23 protein-coding genes and 1 tRNA gene are annotated in these 24,852 nt (G+C 41.9%); 7 read left to right on the forward strand and 17 right to left on the reverse strand.

Annotation, left to right across the window (positions count from 1 at the left end; genetic code table 11):
- Positions 1–34 precede the first annotated feature (34 nt).
- From clpX to DFP77_RS03340, 4 genes are all read right to left on the reverse strand, one after another.
- Positions 35–1,315: an ATP-dependent protease ATP-binding subunit ClpX gene (clpX, locus tag DFP77_RS03325; RefSeq protein WP_114410878.1), complete on the reverse strand. Its 1,281-nt coding sequence runs from the start codon at positions 1,313–1,315 to the stop codon at positions 35–37.
- Between the two features lie 16 nt (positions 1,316–1,331).
- Positions 1,332–1,964, reverse strand: a complete 633-nt coding sequence (gene clpP / locus DFP77_RS03330; RefSeq protein ID WP_114410879.1) for an ATP-dependent Clp endopeptidase proteolytic subunit ClpP — start codon at positions 1,962–1,964, stop codon at positions 1,332–1,334.
- Between the two features lie 74 nt (positions 1,965–2,038).
- Positions 2,039–3,364 (reverse strand): trigger factor, encoded by a 1,326-nt coding sequence (gene tig, locus DFP77_RS03335; RefSeq protein WP_114410880.1) that lies wholly within the window; start codon positions 3,362–3,364, stop codon positions 2,039–2,041.
- 120 nt (positions 3,365–3,484) lie between these two features.
- Positions 3,485–3,561: transfer RNA gene (locus tag DFP77_RS03340), tRNA-Arg, on the reverse strand.
- Between the two features lie 334 nt (positions 3,562–3,895).
- Here DFP77_RS03340 and DFP77_RS03345 point away from each other — a divergent pair.
- Both DFP77_RS03345 and DFP77_RS03350 read left to right on the forward strand, forming a co-directional pair.
- Complete coding sequence (locus DFP77_RS03345; RefSeq protein WP_114410881.1) at positions 3,896–4,756, forward strand: YihY family inner membrane protein; 861 nt, start codon at positions 3,896–3,898, stop codon at positions 4,754–4,756.
- 37 nt (positions 4,757–4,793) lie between these two features.
- Positions 4,794–5,345: a hypoxanthine-guanine phosphoribosyltransferase gene (locus DFP77_RS03350; protein ID WP_114410882.1), complete on the forward strand. Its 552-nt coding sequence runs from the start codon at positions 4,794–4,796 to the stop codon at positions 5,343–5,345.
- A 79-nt stretch (positions 5,346–5,424) separates the two neighbouring features.
- On the opposite strand, the gene sthA is transcribed toward DFP77_RS03350, so the two are convergent.
- The 9 genes from sthA to DFP77_RS03395 all read right to left on the reverse strand — a co-directional run bounded on the left by sthA (position 5,425) and on the right by DFP77_RS03395 (position 14,048).
- The gene (gene sthA, locus DFP77_RS03355) at positions 5,425–6,819 is read right to left on the reverse strand and encodes a Si-specific NAD(P)(+) transhydrogenase (RefSeq protein ID WP_114410883.1); all 1,395 of its coding nucleotides are present in this window, start codon (positions 6,817–6,819) and stop codon (positions 5,425–5,427) included.
- A gap of 21 nt (positions 6,820–6,840) precedes the next feature.
- Positions 6,841–7,074, reverse strand: a complete 234-nt coding sequence (gene nqrM, locus DFP77_RS03360; RefSeq protein ID WP_114410884.1) for a (Na+)-NQR maturation NqrM — start codon at positions 7,072–7,074, stop codon at positions 6,841–6,843.
- A 28-nt stretch (positions 7,075–7,102) separates the two neighbouring features.
- Entirely contained in the window at positions 7,103–8,116 is a 1,014-nt protein-coding gene (locus DFP77_RS03365; RefSeq protein WP_114410885.1) for an FAD:protein FMN transferase, read from the reverse strand.
- Positions 8,117–8,180: 64 nt separating this feature from the next.
- The gene (nqrF, locus tag DFP77_RS03370; RefSeq protein WP_114410886.1) at positions 8,181–9,407 is read right to left on the reverse strand and encodes an NADH:ubiquinone reductase (Na(+)-transporting) subunit F; all 1,227 of its coding nucleotides are present in this window, start codon (positions 9,405–9,407) and stop codon (positions 8,181–8,183) included.
- Between the two features lie 42 nt (positions 9,408–9,449).
- The gene (nqrE, locus tag DFP77_RS03375; RefSeq protein ID WP_114410887.1) at positions 9,450–10,058 is read right to left on the reverse strand and encodes an NADH:ubiquinone reductase (Na(+)-transporting) subunit E; all 609 of its coding nucleotides are present in this window, start codon (positions 10,056–10,058) and stop codon (positions 9,450–9,452) included.
- Positions 10,059–10,721 carry an NADH:ubiquinone reductase (Na(+)-transporting) subunit D gene (locus DFP77_RS03380; protein WP_114410888.1) on the reverse strand — a complete coding sequence of 221 codons (663 nt, stop codon included), beginning with the start codon at positions 10,719–10,721 and terminating at the stop codon, positions 10,059–10,061.
- Positions 10,721–11,518, reverse strand: a complete 798-nt coding sequence (locus tag DFP77_RS03385) for a Na(+)-translocating NADH-quinone reductase subunit C (RefSeq protein ID WP_114410889.1) — start codon at positions 11,516–11,518, stop codon at positions 10,721–10,723. The genes DFP77_RS03380 and DFP77_RS03385 overlap by 1 nt, the downstream gene beginning before the upstream one ends.
- Positions 11,511–12,707 (reverse strand): NADH:ubiquinone reductase (Na(+)-transporting) subunit B, encoded by a 1,197-nt coding sequence (locus DFP77_RS03390; protein WP_114410890.1) that lies wholly within the window; start codon positions 12,705–12,707, stop codon positions 11,511–11,513. Before DFP77_RS03390 ends, DFP77_RS03385 begins: the two co-directional genes overlap by 8 nt.
- A gap of 3 nt (positions 12,708–12,710) precedes the next feature.
- The gene (locus tag DFP77_RS03395; RefSeq protein WP_114410891.1) at positions 12,711–14,048 is read right to left on the reverse strand and encodes a Na(+)-translocating NADH-quinone reductase subunit A; all 1,338 of its coding nucleotides are present in this window, start codon (positions 14,046–14,048) and stop codon (positions 12,711–12,713) included.
- A gap of 439 nt (positions 14,049–14,487) precedes the next feature.
- On the opposite strand from DFP77_RS03395, the gene folX reads away from it, so the two are divergent.
- Genes folX through DFP77_RS03410 form a run of 3 tightly spaced genes read left to right on the forward strand, consistent with a single transcriptional unit; the run spans position 14,488 to position 19,089 of the window.
- On the forward strand, positions 14,488–14,856 hold the full coding sequence (gene folX / locus DFP77_RS03400) for a dihydroneopterin triphosphate 2'-epimerase (protein WP_181858488.1): 369 nt from the start codon (positions 14,488–14,490) through the stop codon (positions 14,854–14,856).
- Between the two features lie 7 nt (positions 14,857–14,863).
- Complete coding sequence (gene mfd / locus DFP77_RS03405) at positions 14,864–18,277, forward strand: transcription-repair coupling factor (protein WP_114410892.1); 3,414 nt, start codon at positions 14,864–14,866, stop codon at positions 18,275–18,277.
- Positions 18,274–19,089: a CsiV family protein gene (locus DFP77_RS03410; protein ID WP_114410893.1), complete on the forward strand. Its 816-nt coding sequence runs from the start codon at positions 18,274–18,276 to the stop codon at positions 19,087–19,089. Before mfd ends, DFP77_RS03410 begins: the two co-directional genes overlap by 4 nt.
- Positions 19,090–19,164: 75 nt before the next feature.
- Here the strand turns inward: DFP77_RS03410 and sohB are convergent, their stop codons facing one another.
- Positions 19,165–20,208, reverse strand: a complete 1,044-nt coding sequence (gene sohB / locus DFP77_RS03415; protein WP_309477153.1) for a protease SohB — start codon at positions 20,206–20,208, stop codon at positions 19,165–19,167.
- Positions 20,209–20,457: 249 nt separating this feature from the next.
- Here sohB and nhaB point away from each other — a divergent pair, with 249 nt between their 5' ends.
- A complete protein-coding gene (nhaB, locus tag DFP77_RS03420) occupies positions 20,458–21,960 on the forward strand; it encodes a sodium/proton antiporter NhaB (RefSeq protein ID WP_114410894.1) in 1,503 nt (500 codons plus the stop codon).
- A gap of 134 nt (positions 21,961–22,094) precedes the next feature.
- On the opposite strand, the gene dnaQ is transcribed toward nhaB, so the two are convergent.
- From dnaQ to DFP77_RS03435, 3 genes are read right to left on the reverse strand one after another with little or no spacing between them, the layout of a single operon-like run.
- Entirely contained in the window at positions 22,095–22,808 is a 714-nt protein-coding gene (gene dnaQ, locus DFP77_RS03425) for a DNA polymerase III subunit epsilon (RefSeq protein ID WP_114410895.1), read from the reverse strand.
- Positions 22,805–23,248 (reverse strand): ribonuclease HI, encoded by a 444-nt coding sequence (rnhA, locus tag DFP77_RS03430; RefSeq protein ID WP_239544222.1) that lies wholly within the window; start codon positions 23,246–23,248, stop codon positions 22,805–22,807. Before rnhA ends, dnaQ begins: the two co-directional genes overlap by 4 nt.
- Positions 23,248–23,985, reverse strand: a complete 738-nt coding sequence (locus tag DFP77_RS03435; protein ID WP_114410896.1) for a class I SAM-dependent methyltransferase — start codon at positions 23,983–23,985, stop codon at positions 23,248–23,250. Before DFP77_RS03435 ends, rnhA begins: the two co-directional genes overlap by 1 nt.
- 92 nt (positions 23,986–24,077) lie before the next feature.
- On the opposite strand from DFP77_RS03435, the gene gloB reads away from it, so the two are divergent.
- Complete coding sequence (gene gloB / locus DFP77_RS03440) at positions 24,078–24,851, forward strand: hydroxyacylglutathione hydrolase (protein WP_114410897.1); 774 nt, start codon at positions 24,078–24,080, stop codon at positions 24,849–24,851.
- Position 24,852 lies beyond the last annotated feature (1 nt).

Consider the following 24,852-nt stretch of genomic DNA (forward strand, 5'->3'; position numbering starts at 1 on the left):
AATTCGGCTTTAGATTAATCAGGTATTTAAAAGATTACGCTTTTTTAGCAACGTCTTCTTTTTCTAATACCATTAAAGGTGCTGACTCACCGCGAATAGACGCGCCGTCCATTACAACTTTTTCAACATCATTACGAGTTGGAAGCTCATACATACAATCCAATAAAGAGGATTCTAAAATACTACGCAAGCCACGTGCACCCGTTTTACGCTCTAATGCTAATTTAGCCGCTTCACGCAAAGACTCAGGTGTGAACTCTAGCTCAACCCCTTCTAACTCAAATAAATGCTGGTACTGTTTAACCAAGGCATTTTTCGGCTGACTTAGGATGATCATCAGTGCTTCTTCATCCAACTCTGAAAGTGTTGCAACAACCGGCAAACGACCTACAAACTCAGGAATCAAACCAAATTTAACCAAATCTTCTGTCTCTACTCGATGTACCGCTTCAGAAAAAGTGCGACCCTCTTCTTTACTCTTCACCGTAGCAGAAAAACCAATACTACTTTTTTCTGTTCTATCACTGATAACACGCTCCAAACCAGCGAACGCACCACCACAAATAAACAAGATATTAGACGTATCTACCTGCAAAAACTCTTGTTGCGGATGCTTGCGCCCACCTTGAGGCGGAACAGAGGCAACCGTACCTTCAATCAATTTTAGCAAAGCTTGCTGAACACCTTCACCTGATACATCACGTGTAATAGATGGGTTATCAGACTTCCTAGAAATCTTGTCGATTTCGTCAATATAAACAATACCACGTTGTGCTTTTTCAACATCGTAGTCACAGTTCTGCAGCAGCTTCTGAATGATGTTCTCGACATCTTCACCAACATACCCGGCTTCTGTTAACGTCGTTGCATCAGCAATCGTAAAAGGAACATCCAAAACTCGTGCAAGCGTTTGAGCCAGCAACGTTTTACCACTACCAGTCGGACCAATTAATAAGATATTACTCTTACCAAGCTCAATACTTGTATCCGTTTTACCTTGGTGACGTAAGCGCTTGTAATGGTTGTATACAGCCACAGCCAGAACACGCTTGGCTTTATCCTGACCAATAACATAATCATCTAAAGCAGCACTAAGTTTAGCTGGTGTTGGCAATTCATCTGCTGACTCGCCGTCTTCACCTGCTTGAGATAGCTCTTGCGTAATAATGTTATTACATAGATCTACACACTCATTGCAAATATAAACAGAAGGACCAGCAATCAGCTTCTTAACTTCATCTTGGCTCTTTCCGCAAAAAGAGCAATACAATAACCGATCGGAGTGGTCGCCACGGCTAAAATTATCATCCGACATTTATTCCACCCTTTTCTTAAACTTTTCGTTTCTGCAATATTTCATCAATCAAGCCGTATTCTTTTGCTGTCTCAGGGTTCATGAAGTTATCACGATCCGTATCAATAGCAACTTGCTCAATCGGCTTGCCTGTATGAAAAGAAATAATTTCATTTAGCTTATGTTTAATACTTAAAATTTCACGTGTATGTATTTCAATATCAGAAGCCTGCCCCTGATAGCCACCTAATGGCTGGTGAATCATCACTCGTGAATTAGGCAAGCAATAACGTTTACCTTCTGCACCTGCAGTCAATAACAAAGCACCCATGCTAGCCGCCTGACCAATACACATAGTGCTAACATCTGGCTTTATAAACTGCATCGTATCATAAATAGACATCCCTGCTGTAACAGAGCCACCAGGAGAATTAATATACAAGTGAATGTCTTTGTCTGGGTTTTCAGACTCTAAAAACAATAGCTGAGCCACTACCAAGTTAGCCATGTGGTCTTCAACCTGACCAACTAAAAAAATTACTCGCTCCTTGAGCAAGCGCGAGTAAATATCGAACGACCTTTCTCCACGAGCAGTCTGTTCAATAACCATTGGAACAAGACCATTACTTGTGATTGCAACAGGACCAGTAGTTGGATTCGTCAAATTCATATCGCATTCCTTAAAACAAAAAAGTCGACATAGCATTTGCTATGTCGACCTTATTAAAAAAGATAAGACTCGTCTTATGCTTCTTCCCCAGCCTCTTCGGCTTGGGCATTTGGCTTGATAGCGTCTTCATAACCCAAAGTCACTTCAGTAACTTGAGCAGATTCTAACAGTTTATCAACAACTTGCTCTTCAAGTACAGCAGATTGGACTTGAGCTAATTGCTCTTTGTTCTTTAAGTAAAAATCGATTACTTGCTGTGGCTCTTGATAAGCTTGCGCCATATCTTCTAAGAATGAACGAACACGATCATCATCCACTTTCAAGTCATCTTTTTTGATCACTTCAGAAATCAACAAACCAAGTTTAGCGCGTTTTTTCGCTTCTTCTTGGAACAACTCAGCAGGTAACTGAGAGGCGTCAAATTCTTGGCCACCAAACTGCTGAGCTGCTTGCTTACGAAGTGCATCAACTTCTTGATCAATAAGCGCAGAAGGTACTTCAACTTCATTAATAGAAGACAAGCCTTCAAACAACGCATTTTTCAATTTAGATTTAACAGCTTGATTAAGCTCACGATCCATATTCTTACGAACTTCAGCGCGCAAAGCATCAACAGTTGCCGTTTCTAAACCAAATTTCTCAACAAAAGCATCATTCAACTCTGGAACAATTTGCTCTGCAACTTCAGATACAGTGATCTTAAATGTTGCTTCTTGGCCTTTCAGGTTTTCTGCTTGGTAATCTTCAGGGAAAGTCACAGTAATTGTGCGCTCTTCGCCTGCTTTAGCACCAAGAATACCAGATTCAAAACCTGGGATCATTGTATTAGAACCCAATACAAGCTTGTGACCTTCTGCAGCACCGCCTTCAAAGGCTTCATCACCAAGGTAACCGACAAAATCGATTGTCACTTGATCGCCATCAGCAGATTCACGCTCAACAGCAGACCAATCAGCATTTTGTTTACGCAAAGTTTCTAGCATAGTATCAACGTCCGCATCTGTTACTTCAGATACAACACGTTCAACTTTGATCGCAGAGTTATCTGCCAATGCAACTTCTGGGTAAACTTCAACTTTTACAACAAACTCAAGATCTGCACCTTCAGTGAAGTTCTTTGGTTCAATAGAAGGCATGCCTGCAGGCTGAATAGATTCTTTTTGAATAGCTTCAACATAAGCATCACGCATAATTTGTTCTACTGCGTCGATACGAATACCTTGACCGTAACGTTTTTTAACAACGCTAACAGGTACTTTACCCTTACGGAATCCATCGATACGAATTGTCTTCGCTGTTTTAGCCACTTCAGAATTTACTTTCTCGTCAACACGAGCAGCAGGAATACTAATTGTTAAAACGCGCTCGATTGGAGACGTTGTCTCTACAGAAACTTGCATAAAACTTCCTCTCGGGAACTTGCTTTTAATTTGTTGGCTTCCTTGTTAATAACAAGGCATCTATTCAATTACAGCCAGCAAAACCTAAATAAAAAATTCAATTAAAGTAATGGACTGAAATGGTGCTCCGTACTGGATTCGAACCAGTGACCTACCGCTTAGAAGGCGGTTGCTCTATCCAACTGAGCTAACGGAACCTAGGTCATTACATTTCATGTGGTGGGCTATTATAGGGATGGAATAGCAATCGTCAACCAATAGACATAAAAAAGCCCAGTAAAACTGGGCTAAAATGATTATTTGCAACCAAGGAACCTAGAATAGCTTAGATCTACTACTCCAAAGTACAAATATCACAAAAGGAACAAAGCAGATAATACAGCGCCGCCTTTGCAAAAACAAGTTCAATGCGCCAAAACAAAACACATTGCACTGTATTTGTGCAATGTGCACAAACAAGAAATTTTATAATTTTTTTTGACCTGTGATATCGTTAATACATTAACTAATCCAAATCGAGTCACGCCAAAGATGCCACAGCTATTTAATCAAATATACCTTCTTATAAAACGTTATGGGCACCTTACAAAAAGCCGCTTTCAAAACAGCAACCTTTCTCAAAAAGCAGCCCAACTAACACTCTCCAGCTTGTTAGCTGCCGTCCCGATCATCACTATCATTGTCGGGATACTAAGCTTCACGCCTACACTAAAAGATATGCAATCTCAGCTATTTGGCCTTATTGAACAACATATGGCGCCAGGCACAAGCGATATCATGCTCCCCTACTTAATAGAATTTTCAGCTCAAACTAAAAATCTCCCCATTGCAGGTCTTATCGCCCTCGTTTTAACCGCACTATTATTACTCAATAGCTTTGAAAACAGCGTGCAATCTATATGGAGAATAGAGAAACCCCGTAAAATAAGAGAACGCCTTTTGACGTATTGGGCCATCCTTACATTAGGACCTATATTGTTTGCTGCCTCACTAAGCCTTTACGGAACGCTCATCTCAATGGAAATACAGGATAACCAGACAAGCTCCTGGGTAAATAATTTGCTCGAACTAGCCACTATTGTACTTTACTTTTTAATGCTTCTGACTCTTAACTTTTTAACACCTAACGCTGACGTTTCAGTAAAATGGGCATCTATTTCAGCATTATTAGGTAGTATTGGACTTTATACCCTCAATACAATCTTTAGCTCGTTCGCACATTTCTTCACCAGCTATCAGGTTGTTTATGGTGCATTTGCCGCAATTCCGATTTTTCTGATATGGCTACAAACCTCATGGCTTATTGTTTTAGCATCCATTTGCCTATGCGCTACCCTGCACAGCATAAAAAACACTAGCCAAGATAAAAACTTATCATCTGGTCAGGATTAATGTAAAATCCCGCCAATTTTTCACAATAGGGCTCACCATGACGAACACAATCAACGAACTAAACAAAATTTTAGAAGAAGCAGATTGCTTAGTCGACGAAGCTACGCTCAACAAAGCTCTAGATAAAATGGCCACCCAGATAACAACAGATCTATCAGATAAGCTCCCTCTTGTGCTGTGTGTTATGAATGGGGGATTAATTCCGACTGCAGCACTAATCGAACGTCTTAATTTCCCTCTTGAAGTTGATTACATCCACGCAACTCGCTACGGAATGGAAACTGAAGGCACTTCACTCAATTGGTTGAGCTATCCACAGACAAAACTAAAAGACAGACATGTTCTTGTTGTTGATGATATTTTTGACCAAGGACACACACTACAAGCTATCGCTAAGTGGCTAGAAACCCAAGAGACTCATAGCGTTTATACAGCAACAGTAATCAACAAACTGCACGATAGAAAAACAGACATGACTCCAGATTATATTGGAGAAGATGTTGTTGACCGCTTTTTATTCGGCTATGGCATGGACTACAAAGGCTTTTTCAGAAATCTAAAAGGCATTTACGCCGTTAAAGACAGCTAAGCCCCTTACACAAAATACCAAAAGACTGACAAAAAAATACCCACTTTAAAGTGGGTATTTTTTATTAAACTCACAACACTTAGAACACTCGGTTAAAGCCGTTAAGTGCCGCCACTCGATAGGCTTCTGCCATAGTCGGGTAGTTAAACGTCGTATTCAAAAAATACTTAAGCGTATTTTGCTCGCCCGGTTGCTTCATAATAGCCTGACCGATATGCACGATCTCTGAAGCTTGGTCACCAAAACAGTGTATTCCTAACAACTCCAGAGACTCACGATGGAAAAGGATTTTTAGCATACCTACCGCTTCACCTGTTATTTGTGCACGAGCAGTATTCTTAAAGAAAGCACGGCCAACCTCATAAGGCACTTTTTCAGCAGTCAGCTCCGCTTCGGTTTTACCAACAGAGCTAATTTCAGGAATGGTATAAATCCCTGTTGGCACTTCACTGATAAATTCCCCGCCAGCAGCGCCAAACATGTTTGCAGCAGCAGCACGACCTTGATCGTAAGCCGCACTCGCCAAACTTGGCCAACCAATTACGTCACCAGCCGCATAAACGTTTTCAACTTGAGTCTGGTAAGTATCATTAACGGCAAGTTGGCCACGAGTATTAACATCTAAGTTAATGGACTCTAGACCCAAATTATCAGTATTACCAGAACGCCCGTTACAGAACAACAAAGCATCTGCACGTAATTTTTTGCCAGATGCCATATGCATGACAACGCCACGCTCCGTGGTTTCAACAGAATCATACGTTTCGTTGTGACGAATTAGAACACCACCATCGCGCAAGTGATAACTCAACGCATCGGTAATTTCATCATCAAGAAAGCTCAATAGTTTTTTGGCTGGATTGATTAGCTCAACGCGCACACCCAGACCACAAAAAATTGATGCATACTCACAACCAATGACACCCGCACCATAAATAATTAATGAACGCGGAGTATGACTCAAGCTTAGAATGGTATCAGAGCAATAAATACGAGGATGTGAAAAATCGATATTAGCTGGACGATACGGACGCGAACCTGTTGCAATAACAACTTTCTTCGCGACTAGCAGCTCCGGTCCCTTTTCATAAGTATTTACTTCTATTGTATTGGCATCCTTGAATTTACCTTTACCAAAGTAAATATCAATTCGGTTACGCGCATAATACTCTGTACGACCCATAACCTGCTGATCAATAACTCTATTTGCGCGATCCAACACTTTTGGAAACGAAAACCAACGAGGCTCACCAATATCACGAAACATTGGATTAGTATTGAATGCAATAATTTCCTTAACAGCGTGACGCAACGCTTTTGATGGAATAGTTCCTAAATGCGTACAGCTTCCGCCAACTTGCGAACTCGCTTCAATCACAGCCACTCTTTTGCCAGCCTTCGCCGCACTCATCGCGGCACCTTCTCCGGCAGGACCTGTGCCTAAAACCACCACATCATAATGTCTCGTCGTCATAATACCCTCTTCACTGTTCAATTATTTAGATGCGTCATAAAACGTGTCATCAGAAACCGTTGCCGCCATACCTTTTTTCGTTTCTTTTTCACATTTACCTTTATCGCCACCACAAATATCGCAGGCAACTTCCATCCCCAACGCACTCATACCACCACAAGAGCCAGAAATAGGCTTTCTACCCATCAATACACCGACAGACATGGCTGTTACCAACAAAAGCATCAGAACAAATGCAAGAACAATAGTTAACATATGATCTCTCCAGAAAAATTAATTGCTTTTAATTCAAATAAGGCTCAAAGGCTTTAGAAGAATACTCTTCAAAACCGAAATCAGTCTTCACCAACAAGTACGCCGCAATTCCATTCTGCTGTGCGAAATCAAGACCCTTGTCAGGACCAAGCGCCGTAATGGCCGTTGCGAGACCATCCGCCATTGTGGCCGTCTTATCAATTACTGTCACAGAAACCAGCTTATGAGTTATCGGTCTTCCCGTAACAGGGTTAATAGTATGAGAATACCTCACACCATTTTTCTCAAAATAATTTCTATAATCACCTGAGGTTGCAACTGCAATATCCGTCACTGCAATAATTCTTTCGGCAATGTCATGACCACCAGAAGGGCTTTCAATTGCAATGCGCCAAGGAGAGCCGTCAGATTTCATCCCTTTCGATAAAATTTCACCACCTACCTCAACCAAATAACTTTCAACACCATAATCTCGTAACACCATAGCAACAGCGTCAACGCCGTAACCTTTTGCGATGGAAGACAGATCAACGTAAATGTCTTTTTGTTTAGTTAATCTAAGACCATCCAACGTTAGAAATTGATATCCTACTCGAGACTTCGCCTCGTCAATTGCAGCTTGACTTGGAACCACATCTTCTCGCTTACCAGGTCCAAACCCCCATAAATTTACTAGTGGACCTATTGTAACATCATACTCACCACTACTCATTTCACTAATCAATAAAGCCTTATCAATTACGTAAGCCATCTCTTCACTAATAATAGTAGATTGGCCTGCTGGCGACCCATTAAAAAGCGAAAGTTCTGAGTTAGAGTCATAGGTGGACATCAACTTATTGACTTTTACTAAAGCAGAATCAACATCCTGTTTTAAGTCAGTGGCATTTGACACATCTTTAGTTGTAAAAAACTTAACTGTATAAGTTGTCCCCATGGTGGGACCAGAAAAACTCACTAACTCAGGACTGAATACAGAGAAGCGGTACACAGCCGTAGCGGCAACAAGTAGAAGAGCAAAAAATACTATTTTTTTACGCATATAAATCTTTTTTTAGTTACTTATAAAATAAAGACCCACCAATTGGTGGGTCTTTATTCAAGTGTTAGCCACCGAAATCATCAAGCAAGATGTTTTCTTTTTCTACACCTAGATCTTCTAGCATCTTGATAACAGATGCGTTCATCATTGGAGGCCCACACATGTAGTACTCACAATCTTCTGGAGCAGGGTGATCTTTCAAGTAACTATCATAAAGAACGTTATGAATGAAACCTGTTTTACCTTCCCAATTATCCTCTGGCTGAGGATCAGAAAGCGCCAAATGCCATTCGAAGTTATCGTTTTCTTCTTGAAGCTTATCATACTCCTCAGAGTAGAAAGCCTCACGTACACTACGAGCACCGTACCAGAAAGAAATCTTACGCTTAGAGTTCAGACGTTTAAGCTGATCGAAGATATGAGAACGCATTGGCGCCATACCTGCACCACCACCAACAAACACCATTTCAGCTTCCGTATCTTTCGCGAAGAACTCACCGAATGGGCCGTATACCTTAATCTTATCGCCAGGCTTAAGACTGAACACATAAGAAGACATTTGCCCCGGTGGTAAGTCATCCTTACCTGGAGGTGGAGAAGCAATACGAATATTAAACTTCACAATGCCCTTTTCTTCAGGGTAGTTCGCCATTGAATAAGCACGAATAACGGTTTCATCAACCTTAGAAACAAATTTCCAAAGATTAAATTTATCCCAGTCACCACGATACTCTTCTTCGATATCAAAATCTTTGTATTCGACTGTATGAGCAGGCGCTTCAAGCTGAACATAACCACCAGCACGGAAATCAACGTTCTCACCTTCAGGCAATTTCAACGTCAATTCTTTGATAAAGGTTGCTAAGTTAGGATTTGACTCAACGGTACATTCCCAAGCTTTAACACCAAACACCTCTTCAGGTACCTCTACGTCCATATCCTGTTTCACAGAAACCTGACAAGACAAGCGGTAACCTTCTTTTTCATCGCGACGGGTAAAATGAGACTGCTCAGTAGACAGCATAGAGCCACCACCAGTAGTCACCTTACACTTACATTGAGCACAAGTACCACCACCGCCACACGCTGATGATAGAAAAATACCACTGTTCGCTAAAGTCTGAAGCAACTTACCACCAGCAGGTGCTGTCACTTCCTTTTCGCCATTGATGCGGATTGTTACGTCCCCAGAACTTACCAAGCGCGCACGAGCAGCAAGGATAATTGCCACTAACGCAAGCACGATAGCTGTGAACATCACCACACCTAGAATAATTTCTAAGTTGACCATGTTAGTTAAACCTTATTCTTGGTTGTCTAAATGTGCAGCCAATTAAAGCTGAACACCAGAAAATGACATAAAACCTAAACTCATCAAACCGACAGTAATAAACGTGATACCAAGACCACGAAGACCTGCAGGAACATCTGAATATTTAAGTTTCTCCCGAATACCAGCTAGCGCAGCAATCGCCAACGCCCAACCAACACCAGCACCTACACCGTAAACAAGACTTTCACTAAAGTTATAGTCACGTTCAACCATAAACAAAGAGGCACCCATGATGGCACAGTTCACAGTAATAAGAGGCAAGAATACACCCAGCGCGTTATATAACGCAGGCATGTATTTATCCAATGTCATTTCCAAGATCTGAACGACAGCGGCGATAACACCAATATAGCTCAACAAACCTAGGAAACTAAGATCGACACCTGGTAAGCCAGCCCAATCCAATGCACCATCAGCTAATAGATTTTGGTACAGCAAATTGTTTAGCGGAACCGTAATTGCCAATACAACTACAACCGCAATACCTAGACCTATCGCTGTTTCTACTTTCTTCGACAATGCCAAGAAAGTACACATACCAAGGAAGAAGGCCAAAGCCATGTTTTCAACAAAAACAGCCTTAACAAACAGACTAATTAAATGTTCCATTTATAGCGCCTCCTGAGAACGAGAATTCGCTGCAATTTTAAATTCAGGCTCTTCCACTTGTTCTTTTTTGTAAGAACGTAAAGCCCAAATAACCAAGCCGATTACAAAGAATGCACTTGGAGGTAGCAACATCAAACCATTAGGCTGGTACCAGCCACCGTTCTGTACAGTAGCGAGAATTTCGACACCAAAAAGCTTGCCAGCACCTAACAACTCACGGAAGAAAGCAACTATGATCAACATAGCGCTATAACCTAAACCATTACCAATACCGTCAACAAAGCTCATTACAGGACCATTCTTCATCGCAAACGCTTCTGCGCGTCCCATAACGATACAGTTTGTAATAATCAAGCCAACAAAAACAGAAAGCTGCTTACTAATCTCATAAGCAAATGCTTTTAGCACCTGATCAACCACAATAACCAAAGAGGCAATAATGATCATCTGTACAATGATACGAATACTGTTAGGTATGTGATTACGAATAATCGCGATAAAGAAGCCAGAAAATGCCGTTACCAAGGTCAAAGCAATCGCCATAACCAAACTAACACTCAAGCTACTTGTCACCGCCAATGCGGAACAAATACCTAATATTTGCAACGCAATCGGGTTATTGGCAAGAATCGGCCCAAAGAGGACTTTTTTCACATCAGACATTATTGAACTCCTTCGCTACGCAGCTGAGACAAGAAAGGTCCAAAACCTTCATCACCCAACCAGTACTGAACAAGATGAGTAACCCCACGACTTGTCAATGTCGCACCAGATAGACCATCTACTTTGTACATGGCTTTAGGATCAGAGCTATCTACGCCACCTTTGGCAAGCTGAATAACCGCTTCACCTTGGTCATCATAGACTTTCTTGCCTTTCCACAAGGCTTTCCAGTTAGGATTATCAACCTCACCACCCAATCCAGGTGTTTCAGCTTGGTCATAAAAACCAAAACCTATCACTGTATTGAAGTCATTCTTTAAAGCCATAAAGCCATACATAGTTGACCATAAGCCATAACCATGTACCGGAAGAATGATTCGATCAATCTTATCGCCAGTTTTCACAAGATACACTGCAGAAAAGTTTGAACGGCGCTTAATACCTGCCGGATCATTACCTTTCAGTGAAACCGATAAACTAGGATCTTTAGCGGCAGCTTGCTGATCAAATGTTGCCACATTGATCCCTGCAGACTGAAGCTCTTCCTGTGTTGCAAATTTATTCGTTTGCAAATTAACGATGCGAGTCTCAACCGATTCGAAAATTTCATCTACAGACTTGCCAGCTTCTAACATGCTAGCAGCAGACAAGATATTACGTTTTCGGTCTAAATCTTTGTTGGTGTTCTGGATAGGTTTAAGACCTACCGCTGCAGCTGCAACAAAAATAGAACAAACCAAACACAAAGATAAAGCAACTATAATGGTCTTTTTAATACTATCGTTACTGCTAGCCATTGCGTGCAATCCTCCGTTTAATGTTTGCCTGAACAACAAAGTGATCAATAAATGGTGCAAACAAATTCGCAAAAAGAATCGCCAACATCATACCTTCTGGGTATGCAGGGTTCACAACACGAATAAGAACAACCATTAGACCAATCAAGGCACCATAGAACCACTTACCACGATTCGTCATAGATGCTGACACTGGGTCTGTCGCCATGTACATCATACCGAAAGCAAAACCACCCAAAACTAGATGCCAGTACCATGGAGTTGAGAACATAGGGTTAGTGTCAGAACCAATAACATTAAACAAAGCAGAGGTTAAAATCATACCCAGCATAACACCAGCAACAATACGCCACGCAGCAATTCTCATCACTAACAACGCACCACCACCAATTAAGATAGCAAGAGTAGAAGTTTCGCCCATTGAACCTTGAATAAAGCCAAAGAAAGCATCAGACCAAGCAACCGTCAAACCAGATACGCCACCAGCAGCAAGCTGACTAAGTGCCGTTGCACCAGAGAAGCCATCAATTGCAGTCCAAACCGCATCACCAGACATAGATGCTGGGTAAGCAAAGAATAAGAAAGCACGACCAGCTAATGCCGGGTTAAGGAAGTTTTTACCTGTACCACCAAACACTTCTTTCGCAAGCACAACACCAAAACTGATACCCAAGGCTACTTGCCATAAAGGCACAGTCGCTGGCAAAGAAAGTGCAAACAGGATAGAGGTAACAAAGAAACCCTCATTCACTTCATGCTTACGCACGGAAGCAAACAAAACCTCCCAAAAACCACCAACAACAAATGTGACAAGATAAACAGGCAAAAAGTACATTGCGCCATAGATCATATTGTCCCAAATACTTGAAGCATCGTAACTAGTAAGGCTACCAATAATGGAATGGCGCCAAGAATCGGCTGCTGTAACGCCCATTGCGTCCATCGCCGTATTTGCTTGCCAACCAATATTGTACATGCCAAAAAACATAGCAGGGAATGTACACATCCACACCAAGATCATAATACGCTTCATATCAACCGCATCACGAACATGGGAGCCATTTTTAGTAACAGAACTTGGACGATAAAAAATTGTATCTACTGCTTCAAACAGTGCATACCATTTTTCATATTTACCACCTGAATGAAACTCAGGCTCTATTTTATCGAGTACTTTTCTAAGCCCCATGAATTAACCCTCTTTCTCTATTAGAGTTAGGCAATCACGAAGGATCGGACCATATTCGAACTTACCTGAGCAACTGTAAGTACACAAAGCCAAATCTTCATCATCCAACTCAAGCGCACCAAGCTTTTGAGCTTGCTCCGTATCATTCACGACCAACGCACGTAACAACTGTGTCGCCAAAATATCAAGCGGCATAACACGCTCAAAATTACCAAGCGGCAACATAGTACGATCACTACCATTAGTAGTTGTTGACATATCGAATGATTTTTTACCGGTAAGCTTGGACAAAAACACATTCATAATAGAGTGCTTTTCCACACCGGCACGAAGATAATGCATCATTTGACGCTCACGACCTTCAAGCAATACAGACACTTGGTTGTGGTAGCGCCCCAAGAAAGCAAATGGACCCGCAGCATTACGACCAGAAAAAACAGAACCAGAAATCACTCGGTTTTCGCCATCTGCAACTTCGCCAGCCAATAAGCCATCTAAGCTTGCACCAACTTGAGTGCGCACTAAACGAGGTTTTTTAACTTGAGGCCCAGCGATAGAAACAACACGCTCAACGCTCAGTTCACCTGATACAAAAAGCTTGCCGATAGCAACAACATCTTGGTAATTAATAGACCAAACTGTTTTCTTATCACTGACAGGATCAAGGAAATGAATGTGTGTGCCAGCAAGACCCGCTGGATGTACACCAGCAAATTCCTCAACAGTCACATCAGACGTTGTTGGAATCTTTGCGCCTGGCGCCTTACAAACAAACACCTTACCTTCAGTCAAACGAGCCAAGACAGTAAGACCGTCTGCAAACTCTTCTGCTAGATCCGCCAACACAACCTCAGGAGAGGCCGCTAATGGATTAGTATCCATTGCCGTAACGAAGATAGAATGAGGGATTGAAGCAATTTCAGGTACTTTTGAGAATGGACGCGTACGGAATGCTGTCCATAACCCAGACTCAACCAGATTTTCAACAACTTTACTGCGTTCGAGAGATTTCAATTCTGATCCGGAATACGATGCGAAGGTTTCAGACTCATCACCTTCGACACTAATTACGACAGATTGTAAAACACGTCTTTCACCACGATTAATAGCAGTTATCGTTCCAGAAGCAGGAGCCGTATACTTTACGCCTTCTGTTTTCTTATCTGTAAAGATAACCTGACCTTTCTTAACCTTATCCCCTTCCTTGACTAGCATGGTAGGCTTCATGCCATGGTAGTCAGGACCGATCACAGCGACCGTTTTAGCAGCAGTAACCGCCTCAATCACTTGATTGGGAGCACCAGAGATCGGTAGATCTAGGCCTTTTGTAATTTTATACATATGTTCTGCCCAACAATAAATTGAACACAAAAAGCGCAATGCGAATTGCTTGTACCCCCCTCCGGGAAACCATGCACAAGCGAACAATTACTTTCAGGTAATTGTAAAACGCAAACTCACTTCACCAAAAAACCGACGTATTATAATGATCATTCCCGCCATTGACCAGCTCAGGACGTCGTCTTTAAGCATCAACTTTTATTAAAAAGCACCACTTTATCCTTATTTACTGACTTGCAGCCTGAAAAAATCCTTTTTTTGTTGTTTTATTACTAAATCAAAGACCACTATAACAACTTAAATAGTAGCTTCTGTAAAAACTCAGACAAATCAATCTAAAAATTACTTCTCAGCGTACTTTAAGCGAGTTGCCATACAAGGTCGAAAACGACACAATACCGCCTAACTATTTAGTAGGCCATGAGATGGAAGAAAAGCTATGATAAAGCCAGAAGCTCAAATTCATATTAAGAACTTACGCTTACGAACCTACATAGGCTTCAATGAATCTGAAAAGCAAAACAAGCAAGATGTCGTGATTAACGCTTGGATTCAATACCCAGCTTCTCAAGCCTACGACACAGATAACGTTGAAAACGCAGTGAATTACCGAACCATTTGTAAAGAAATGATAGCCCATACAGAGAACAATCGCTTTCTTTTGCTTGAAAAACTCACAGCAGACCTATTAGCACTGTGCATGGAATCAAGCCATGTCACCTTTGCAAAAGTTGAAGTAGCAAAACCCCACGCTTTGCGTTTTGCCGATTCCGTTTCCTTAACACTGTCCGCCACTAGAGAACAATAAGCCCAACATGTCAGAAACTGTCTCAATCACCTCGAAACCAGGCTTTAAAAATACCATACATGGACTAGATGGCAGTCGCAAAGCTCTACAGCTGCTTGCAATCGCCTCTCAATACAAACAGCCCATTCTTTTTATGGCCAATACCGTGGCCGAATTAAATGAACTCGAAGATGAAATTCAGTTTCTTAATCATCAAAATAAAGACATATTAAGATTCAGTGATTGGGAAACACTACCTTATGATGCCTTCTCTCCTCACCAAGACATCATTTCTCAGCGTCTTGAGACATTGGCCAGGCTAACAGAAACCAAGAATCCAATCATTCTTACTACTATTGCTTCCTGCTTAACTCGCCTCTGCCCTAAGCAACACATTGACGCACAGCGTTTTCATTTAGCCGAAGGCCAAGAACTTCCTCTTGAACAACTTTCTAGAAAATTGACTAATGCAGGCTACCTAAATGTAGAGAATGTTCACGAACACGGAGAGTACGCTATCCGTGGTGCGCTTATGGATGTGTATCCAATGGGGGCAGAAAACCCTATTCGAATTGATTGGTTCGATAATGAGATCGAATCCATTCGATGGTTTGATCCGGAAACTCAACGAAGCATCAGCAAAATTGCAGAAATTAAAATGCTTCCGGCAAAGGAGTTCCCAACAACACCACAAGGCATTCAACAATTTCGCCAAGCATTTAGAGAACGCTTTGAGACGAACCCTCTTTCTAGCCCGATTTACCAAGATATTTCCAGCGGAATTATCCCCGCCGGTATAGAATACTATTTGCCGTTATTCTTTGAGCAAACAGCCAGCGTCTTTGACTATTTGCCTGACAACACGTTTTTGGTGAGGTCTGACACTTTTAACGAGCAATTTGCCAGCATCCTGCTCGATTTTCGCAGCCGCCATGAGTCGCTTAACTACAATATCGAACGACCTATTTTAAAACCCGAAGAAATTTGCTTAAAAGAAGAAGAACTTTTCTCTCAGCTAAATCAGTACACTAACATTATCTTTTCTGCTGAAGGCGAACATCCTACTTATAAAGCAATTGGTAATGTAAAAATTGACTCGAAAGCAGCTCAACCACTTGGCACACTGCAACAGTTTCTTGCCAACACATCTGCTCGGGTACTGATTGTTGCCGAATCAGCGGGGCGTCGCGAAGCTCTGCTTGATTTACTCAAAAAACACAGCATCAAACCTAAACACGTCGAAAACTGGAACGCTTTCACCAAATCGACAAAATCTTTAGCCATCACCGAAGGCAACATTGGCCGCGGCTTTAGCATCAGCGATGAACTAATACTTATCCCAGAAAGCGAAATTTTAGGCGAACGAGTTTCTCAACATCGACGACGCAACAAACAGAACAACATCAGTGAGGACGCTATCATTCGCAACCTCACTGAATTGAGGCTAAACGCCCCTGTTGTGCATATAGATCATGGCGTAGGACGCTATTTGGGGCTAACCAATCTAGAAATAGACGGACAAGAAACAGAACTATTAACCCTTGGCTACGCCAATGATGCAAAACTGTATGTGCCTGTTTCCTCTTTACAGCTTATTTCTCGCTACACAGGTGCTGACGAAGACACAGCTCCATTACATAAGCTAGGCACAGACAAATGGAGCGTCGCCAAACAAAAAGCCGCTGAAAAAGCCCGCGATACCGCAGCAGAACTATTAGAAATATACGCTCAGCGTGAAGCCCGTGTGGGTTACGCTTTCGCCAAACCCGACGACCAATATGAACTGTTTGCTGCGGGTTTTCCATTTGAAGAAACACCAGATCAACAGATGGCCATCGATGCTGTAATGAAAGACATGTCATCCAAAAAACCAATGGATCGATTGGTTTGTGGTGACGTAGGCTTTGGTAAAACAGAAGTTGCCATGCGAGCCGCCTTCCTAGCAGCTCAAGATGGCAAACAAGTCGCTGTACTTGTACCAACAACACTATTAGCACAACAACATTACGAAAACTTCTGTGATCGCTTTGCTGATTGGCCTGTGGAAATTGAATTACTGTCCCGCTTCCGTTCAGGCAAGCAATCTAACACCTCAATTGATCGTTTAGAGTCCGGTAAAGCCGATATTGTGGTCGGCACTCACAAGCTAATTCAAAGTGACATCAAGTTCGCCAACCTCGGCCTTGTGATCATTGATGAAGAACACCGTTTCGGAGTTAAACAAAAAGAACAATTTAAAGCGTTACGAGCAGAGGTCGATATACTGACACTTACTGCAACACCTATTCCTCGAACGCTCAACATGTCTTTGTCTGGCATTCGAGATTTATCCATTATTGCCACGCCACCAGCCAAACGTTTATCCGTTAAAACTTTCGTAAAGCAAAAAGAAGAGCATCAAATTAAAGAAGCCATATTGCGAGAGTTGCATCGTGGCGGGCAAGTGTATTACTTACATAACGAAGTACAAACTATTCAAAAAGCGGCCGAAGAGCTAGAAGAACTCATTCCAGAAGCTCGCGTCATCGTTGGTCATGGCCAAATGCGCGAAAGAGAGCTGGAACAAGTCATGTCAGACTTCTACCATAAACGCGCTAACATCCTCGTCTGTTCAACTATTATCGAAACCGGCATAGACATCCCAAATGCTAATACCATTATTATTGAGCGAGCAGACAAATTCGGTCTTGCCCAACTGCACCAGCTACGTGGTCGAGTTGGTCGATCTCATCACCAAGCTTACGCATACTTGCTAACGCCAAATGATCGAAAAGTAACAGGCGACGCAGAAAAACGCCTTGAAGCCATCACTCTAGCAGACACATTAGGCGCTGGCTTTACGCTTGCAACACACGATTTGGAGATACGCGGTACCGGTGAATTACTAGGTGACGGACAAAGTGGCCATATTGAGCATGTTGGTTTCTCATTATTCATGGATATGCTAGATCGCGCAGTAAAATCATTGAAGAATGGTGAATCGCCAGATATTGATATTACCTCCCCAGCTCAAACGGATATTAACCTAAGAGTACCAGCGCTTATTCCTGAAGATTATCTAGGCGATGTACACTCACGGCTGATTTTGTATAAACGCATCGCTAGCGCAAAAAGCGCTGAAGAACTAAAAGACCTACAAGTTGAAATGATAGATCGTTTTGGTCTATTGCCTGACGCAACCAAAAATCTATTCAGACAAACAGATCTGAAACTCAAAGCAGAAAGTTTGGGCATTAATAAAATTGAAGCCAACGCAAAAGAAGGTAAAATTTTCTTCAGCAGCAAAACACCAGTCGACCCGATGAAGCTCATTCGACTGATTCAAACTAAACCTGATATTTACAAATTAGTAGGATCAGATACATTAAAGTTTCTGGCCCCAATGAATAGCGCAGAAGAGCGCTTTCAACAAACCACTATGACATTGGAATTATTACATTGAAATCTTTAATTGCTATAGCGCTTTCACTTACGCTAATGAACACTCAACTGTTTGCAGATGATGGCAAAATAGACCCAGACACTGCCAGAGCATATCAAGGTTATTTGGTCACTTTCTTATGGCCAGAAGGCCAATCAACCGAGCAAGTTGACTACAAAAACGTCCTGTCTAGCGCCAAACTATTAAGACTAACTGATGAGGAAGTCGCTGCGCCAAACAGCACGAACCAAGAACTAGGAAAAGCTCCTTTTGGTAAGATAGAAGATAAAATTGGCCGTCATACAAAAATCTTAGCCAACGAAACATGGACTCTAATTTTCAAACGCCCTGGCGACACCATTTACAAGAACTTCCATAGCCAACAGACAAAAGACAACTACCCTGAGCTAACGGGAAGCATCTCTATTAAATTAGGCCGCTACCTAGAATCCAACATCCACTACCAACATTACCTTTTTGATAGCTTCACTCTTCCTGATCCAAACGAATTAGGCATCAATCATGAATCAGACAATGCGAGCCTTTTCACCAATACAGACAGTGAAAGAATGACCAAGCCCAAATTCAAAGAATTCGAGCCAGCATTGATACTAACCTTAAATCAAAGCAATAAGACAGCCAGTAAAAAAGTAAATTATCTAGACCACCCTACCATAGGCACTCTGCTGTATTTTGAACCTATTGAACTAGAAGATGCTATTGAGAAAATTGCACTGCAAACTATCAATCCAGAAACTGGAGAAAGCCTGAACTACAACGACCTTAAAAGCACTAATGAGCTTGCTAGACGCACAATATCAACTCAAGAATAACGCATAAAAAAGGCTGGCTCACTTAAGTGCCAGCCTTTTTTAAAACGCATCAATTAAGACAAATACATCAAAAACTTAATACCCACGCGACTGAGCCAAACGGCTAAACCAAGATACCGCCTTCTGCTCCACAACAGAGAAGAAGGACAAACCTAAACGCTCGGCCATTCCCTTTGGTTGCTTATAAACAACATGCACGACTTCAGTCTCATGATAATGAGACACCAGGTACGCATCACTCGTCATGACCACATCAACCAATTTATTTTCCAATGCTTCTGAACCATACCAAGTATCGCCCGTTGCAATGTCTTCAATATCCAATTGAGGGCGCTGGCCAGAGACAAAACGCTTAAATAAGCCATGAGTATCTTCCAAGTCTTGCTTAAACTTTTCACGGCCTTCGTCTGTATTCTCACCCAACATAGTTAAAGTGCGTTTGTATCGACCTGCAGTATGAAGCTCGACATCGATCAGACTTTTATCCAGCAAGCGATGAACATTAGGAATTTGTGCTACCACACCAATAGACCCTAAAATAGCGAAAGGGGCTGCAATAATTTTATCGGCAACACACGCCATCATATAGCCGCCACTCGCTGCCACTTTATCAACACAAATAGTCAGTGGGATACTGGCTTCACGAACACGCTGTAACTGGGATGCTGCTAAGCCATAGCCATGAACCACACCGCCACCGCTTTCAAGACGAACAACCACCTCATCTTGCGGCTTAGCCACACTTAGTACCGCCGTAATTTCTTCTCGCAAAGATTCAACAGCAGACGCTTTTATGTCGCCATCAAAGTCCAACACATACAAACGCTTTTTATCGGCACTCTCCGCGACAGCAGGCTCTTTCTTTTGCTCTTTCTTTTCCAGTTTTTCTTTTTTCTTTTTTTCTTTTTCTAAGCTTTTAAGGGCTTTTTTATCTAACAACTGACGATCCAACTCGACCTTCATTGCATCATAATGTTCGTTCAGCTTAGTAACAGACAAACTTCCCGGTTGAGACTTACGCTTCCCACCAGACATCATTGTCAACAAAAAGCCAATAACTAAAGCCACACTAACTAGTTTCAACAAAAAACCAGCGTAATCCGCAAAAAATTCCAACATTTACTTCCTCTAAATATTCATAAGTTCTTGGCATATTGGGGGTATTTTTATAAATAACAATCTCTTTCAATGATATAACGCTATAGATACTGTTTTGCATATGCCTTATTATCTGCACACTTTGAACAATCGCCCTAGTCAAGCCCAGTATAAGAAAGCTAACAAGATTCTTTTGATTACACCAAAAAAGTAAAAAAATCCTGTTAGTTTTTTTGCACATTTAAGTGCCTTTCTATAAAGGAGCAATCAATGACACCTTCGTTATCCCAATCGTTTGGAAGGAACTTCCTCGGCGCCTCGCCACTCTGGTATAAACAAATAATATTAGCCTTCTTGATTATCAACCCAATCGTTTTAGTCGTACTAGGACCATTCGTTGCAGGCTGGCTATTAATTATTGAATTCATCTTCACTCTCGCTATGGCACTGAAATGCTACCCATTACAGCCAGGCGGGTTACTCGCAATCGAAGCCGTAGTACTCGGCCTAACCTCACCGGAAGGCGTATACTCTGAGGTTTCTAATAACATTGAAGTTATTTTACTTCTGATGTTCATGGTAGCGGGCATTTATTTTATGAAAGATATGCTACTGTTTATCTTTAATAAGCTGCTAGTAAAAGTGAAATCGAAAATCGTCATTTCGCTGATATTTAGCTTTTCTGCCGCCTTACTCTCTGCCTTTTTAGATGCATTAACCGTCACCGCTGTTCTTATTAGTGTTGGCGTCGGTTTTTATTCCGTCTATCACAAAGCCGCTTCTGGCCAAAGCTCTAATAAAAATCACGACCACGGAAAAGACGATTCAATCCTGCCTGTTAACGCAGAAGACCTAAATGAATTTCGCTCGTTTTTACGCGACTTATTAATGCACGGAGCAGTTGGTACTGCGCTTGGAGGGGTTGCCACATTGGTTGGCGAACCACAGAACCTACTTATTGCTAAAGTAGCCGGGTGGAATTTTGGTGAATTCTTTCTAAACGTGGCCCCCGTCTCGATACCTGTTCTAATCTGTGGCTTATTAACGGTAATCGTATTAGAAAAAACTGCTTGGTTTGACTATGGCGCCCAGTTGCCTGACACGGTCCGTGACATTTTGAATAACTTTGAAAAAGAAGAAAGTCAAAAGCATACTAACAAAATCAAGGCACAACTTATTGTACAAGGCATCGTTGCTATTGTTTTAATGCTGTCCCTTGCATTCCATGTAGCCGAAGTTGGCTTAGTCGGTTTGATGGTCATTGTTCTGCTAACCTCATTCAATGGCATCATTGAAGAACATCGCATCGGCCATGCATTTGAAGAGTCCTTGCCTTTCACCGCGCTTTTAGTCGTGTTTTTCACAGTTGTGTCCGTAATACATGCTCAGCATTTATTTCAACCTGTAATTGATATTGTGCTGAATCTGCCAACGGAGCGACAACCTCTAATGCTGTTTATTGCTAACGGATTATTATCAGCGATTAGTGACAACGTCTTTGTTGCTACCGTCTATATTAATGAAATTAAAGCAGCACTAGATGCAGGTACTATTACTCGCGAGCACTTCGATACTCTAGCCATTGCAGTGAACACGGGCACCAACCTACCAAGCGTAGCAACCCCAAATGGTCAAGCTGCATTCTTGTTCTTGTTAACTTCAGCTATCGCACCATTACTACGTTTGTCCTACGGAAAAATGGTATGGATGGCACTGCCTTATACTATCGTTCTTAGCATTGTTGGCGGACTGTGTGTTACCTACTTGTTGTGATGCAGCCTAAATACCTACTTCTATGCTCATGAGCGTTAACGCATAAAAAAACCCTCTTCATCACAAAGAGGGTTTTTTGTAACTCTGCCCTATCCAAAGATAGATAGCTTTATAAATTCAGCAGCGTTATGAAACTAATGCTTTATGCGCCATAAAGACTGACCAGATTTATTATCAATCAGATCTAAACGCTCTTCATGAACTTTTAACTCATCTTCGCTTGCTCTGATCACTTTCAGTGCTGGGCGATCCGCAGACAGTCGACGAATTTCTTCAATCCCCCCTTCTTCTTTAGAATCGGAGTCAGAGTTATTCGCCAACCCCAAACTGGTTTGGCCACCTGTCATCAACAAGTAGACATCAGCAAGTATTTCGGAGTCTAGAAGAGCTCCGTGTAATTCACGGTGTGAGTTATCTATACCATAGCGTCTACATAAAATATCTAGGTTGTTCTTTTGACCTGGGTGCTTTTTGCGGGCATAAACCAAGCTATCAAAAACACCACACACCTCAGCAGTTTTGGGAAAGCCACCTACCCGAGCAAACTCATGATCCATAAAGCCAATATCAAACGGCGCGTTATGGATAATCAGTTCAGCACCCTTTATAAAATCAAAAAATTCTTGAGCCACTTCATGAAAGCGAGGCTTGTCCGCTAGAAATTCATTACTAATACCATGAACCCTAAATGCCTCTTCTTCAACTTCACGATCGGGGTTGATGTAAACATGAAAGTGTCGATTAGTTAACTTACGACCAACCATCTCGACACAACCAATCTCGATAATACGATGACCTTGTCGAGGATCTATACCTGTTGTTTCTGTATCAAGAACAACCTGTCTCATGATGCGGCCCTTAATTCGTCAATTCCCTGATTCGCTAACTGATCGGCAATTTCATTGCCTTCAATGCCCGCATGGCCTTTCACCCATTTCCATGTGACATCATGGTATTGGCATTGCTCATCAAGAGCTTGCCACAGGTCTTTATTTTTAACTGGCTGTTTGGAGGCCGTCATCCAACCTTTACGTTTCCAGCCAGCTAGCCATTCAGTAATGCCTTTTTGCACATAAGAGGAGTCCGTATAAAGCGTTACCGTACATACTTCTTTTAATGCTCGAAGCCCCTCTATCGCCCCCATCAGCTCCATACGATTATTGGTTGTATCGTGTTCACCACCGCATAAACGCTTTTCATGCTCACCAAAGGTTAGCCATGCTCCCCAACCACCAATACCTGGGTTTCCTTTACAGGCACCGTCTGTATACATTACAACTTTTTTCACTACTTCATCTCTTTTGCGGTTGGCTTTGTTAATGGAGGCACTCGAACACGAGCACCAGACCAACGAGGTTTTAATGGAATAAAACGCCTAACTTGCTTGGTTGCTGTCATAACATACACACCACTAAAAGGTAATTTTAACGGCCTTAAAAGCTTATCAATCCAAGTAAAGCGAGACCGCCATTTGCTACTCTGTAAGGGCGGTTCATAATAAATAAAACGTGTTGATTCTAATGTTAAACCAGCCACTTTCAACCAGTCTTCTAAACGCCGATGTCGAATAAATTGTCCACACCAAGGCGCTCTAATTTTTTTACTAAAAACCCGACGTATCCCCCATAACCCCCAAGGATTAAATCCAATAATAATGAGCTTTCCACTGGGCAATAAGGTTCTTGCCGCTTCTCGCAAATCATCATGAGGAGTAGCTGAAATATCTAGCGAATGATGAAATATATGAACATCAACACCATCAGGCTCAAGGGGCAATTCGCTTGCCCTAGCCACCACTGTATTATTAGGCGCCCCAAACTCTAGCGCAGGAGCAATCATAATACTTTCTCGCAGCCGGTGGTTTTTCAATGGTAAATCTTTAAGTGGTGACTGAGTGACTAGATAGTAGCCCACCGCTGAATCAAGCTCGGAATCGAGCTGCTCCTGCTCAAGCTTCAATAAGCTTTCACCTAAGTTACTTTTATACCATTTCTGAAAAAATTGTCTTGATTGATCATCCAACATACAATGAATTCTCTATTTATAACGGCATGACGATGTATTTATTTTTAAGCACGCCATATGAAATATAACAACCTTGATAAAGTTGACAACCTATGACCATCTTCCCGCTCCCTGCTTTTCAGGACAATTATATCTGGATCATCCAAGATAAAGATAGCTCGCGAATCTGGGCTGTAGACCCAGGAGACGCTGGAGTGGTTCTAACTTATTGCAGCAAGCATAACATGAGCCTAGCGGGCATTTTGATTACTCACCACCATAAAGATCATACTGGAGGAGTGGCTGAGTTAAGAAAACATTCAAATTGCCCTGTACATGGACCGAGTCACCTAACAGAGTTGGTTACACACCCAGTAACTGAAGGCGATATAATCGCTGTGTTTTCAGCTAACTTTCAAGTCATAAGCACTCCTGGACACACCCTAGACCATCTCTGTTACTTTTCAGACAACCAAACACCTCTGCTGTTTAGCGGAGATACCTTATTCAGAGGAGGTTGTGGACGTATAATGGAAGGTACTCCAGAACAAATGCTAAAGGCTATGAAAAAGATTTCAAGCCTTCCAGACAACACAATAATCTATGCTACTCACGAATACACACTGGCAAACTATCGCTTCGCTCTTTCACTTGAACCTGAAAACCCAGACCTAATACAAAGTAACACTAGCAGTCAAAAGCAACGTTCCAATAATGAAGTAACTTTGCCTACTACATTAAGTTTAGAGAAAAAAACTAACCCTTTTTTAAGGACCCATATTACGGCATTAAAAAATCAGGCAGCACAACAACTTAACGAGAATCCAGCCGCAGATTTAGTCGCTGCATTTAGCCAAGTAAGACGCGCCAAAGATAGTTTTAGTTGAC

Origin of the sequence: Marinomonas foliarum (genome assembly GCF_003337275.1) — a bacterium.
Lineage (GTDB): Bacteria > Pseudomonadota > Gammaproteobacteria > Pseudomonadales > Marinomonadaceae > Marinomonas > Marinomonas foliarum.

What these genes read in the sequence shown, in the direction of transcription:
- clpX (WP_114410878.1), bottom strand. Translation starts at nt 1,315, where the DNA reads ATGTCGGATGATAATTTTAGCCGTGGCGACCACTCCGATCGGTTATTG.
- clpP (WP_114410879.1), bottom strand. Translation starts at nt 1,964, where the DNA reads ATGAATTTGACGAATCCAACTACTGGTCCTGTTGCAATCACAAGTAAT.
- tig (WP_114410880.1), bottom strand. Translation starts at nt 3,364, where the DNA reads ATGCAAGTTTCTGTAGAGACAACGTCTCCAATCGAGCGCGTTTTAACA.
- DFP77_RS03345 (WP_114410881.1), top strand. Translation starts at nt 3,896, where the DNA reads ATGCCACAGCTATTTAATCAAATATACCTTCTTATAAAACGTTATGGG.
- DFP77_RS03350 (WP_114410882.1), top strand. Translation starts at nt 4,794, where the DNA reads ATGACGAACACAATCAACGAACTAAACAAAATTTTAGAAGAAGCAGAT.
- sthA (WP_114410883.1), bottom strand. Translation starts at nt 6,819, where the DNA reads ATGACGACGAGACATTATGATGTGGTGGTTTTAGGCACAGGTCCTGCC.
- nqrM (WP_114410884.1), bottom strand. Translation starts at nt 7,074, where the DNA reads ATGTTAACTATTGTTCTTGCATTTGTTCTGATGCTTTTGTTGGTAACA.
- DFP77_RS03365 (WP_114410885.1), bottom strand. Translation starts at nt 8,116, where the DNA reads ATGCGTAAAAAAATAGTATTTTTTGCTCTTCTACTTGTTGCCGCTACG.
- nqrF (WP_114410886.1), bottom strand. Translation starts at nt 9,407, where the DNA reads ATGGTCAACTTAGAAATTATTCTAGGTGTGGTGATGTTCACAGCTATC.
- nqrE (WP_114410887.1), bottom strand. Translation starts at nt 10,058, where the DNA reads ATGGAACATTTAATTAGTCTGTTTGTTAAGGCTGTTTTTGTTGAAAAC.
- DFP77_RS03380 (WP_114410888.1), bottom strand. Translation starts at nt 10,721, where the DNA reads ATGTCTGATGTGAAAAAAGTCCTCTTTGGGCCGATTCTTGCCAATAAC.
- DFP77_RS03385 (WP_114410889.1), bottom strand. Translation starts at nt 11,518, where the DNA reads ATGGCTAGCAGTAACGATAGTATTAAAAAGACCATTATAGTTGCTTTA.
- DFP77_RS03390 (WP_114410890.1), bottom strand. Translation starts at nt 12,707, where the DNA reads ATGGGGCTTAGAAAAGTACTCGATAAAATAGAGCCTGAGTTTCATTCA.
- DFP77_RS03395 (WP_114410891.1), bottom strand. Translation starts at nt 14,048, where the DNA reads ATGTATAAAATTACAAAAGGCCTAGATCTACCGATCTCTGGTGCTCCC.
- folX (WP_181858488.1), top strand. Translation starts at nt 14,488, where the DNA reads ATGATAAAGCCAGAAGCTCAAATTCATATTAAGAACTTACGCTTACGA.
- mfd (WP_114410892.1), top strand. Translation starts at nt 14,864, where the DNA reads ATGTCAGAAACTGTCTCAATCACCTCGAAACCAGGCTTTAAAAATACC.
- sohB (WP_309477153.1), bottom strand. Translation starts at nt 20,208, where the DNA reads ATGTTGGAATTTTTTGCGGATTACGCTGGTTTTTTGTTGAAACTAGTT.
- nhaB (WP_114410894.1), top strand. Translation starts at nt 20,458, where the DNA reads ATGACACCTTCGTTATCCCAATCGTTTGGAAGGAACTTCCTCGGCGCC.
- dnaQ (WP_114410895.1), bottom strand. Translation starts at nt 22,808, where the DNA reads ATGAGACAGGTTGTTCTTGATACAGAAACAACAGGTATAGATCCTCGA.
- DFP77_RS03435 (WP_114410896.1), bottom strand. Translation starts at nt 23,985, where the DNA reads ATGTTGGATGATCAATCAAGACAATTTTTTCAGAAATGGTATAAAAGT.
- gloB (WP_114410897.1), top strand. Translation starts at nt 24,078, where the DNA reads ATGACCATCTTCCCGCTCCCTGCTTTTCAGGACAATTATATCTGGATC.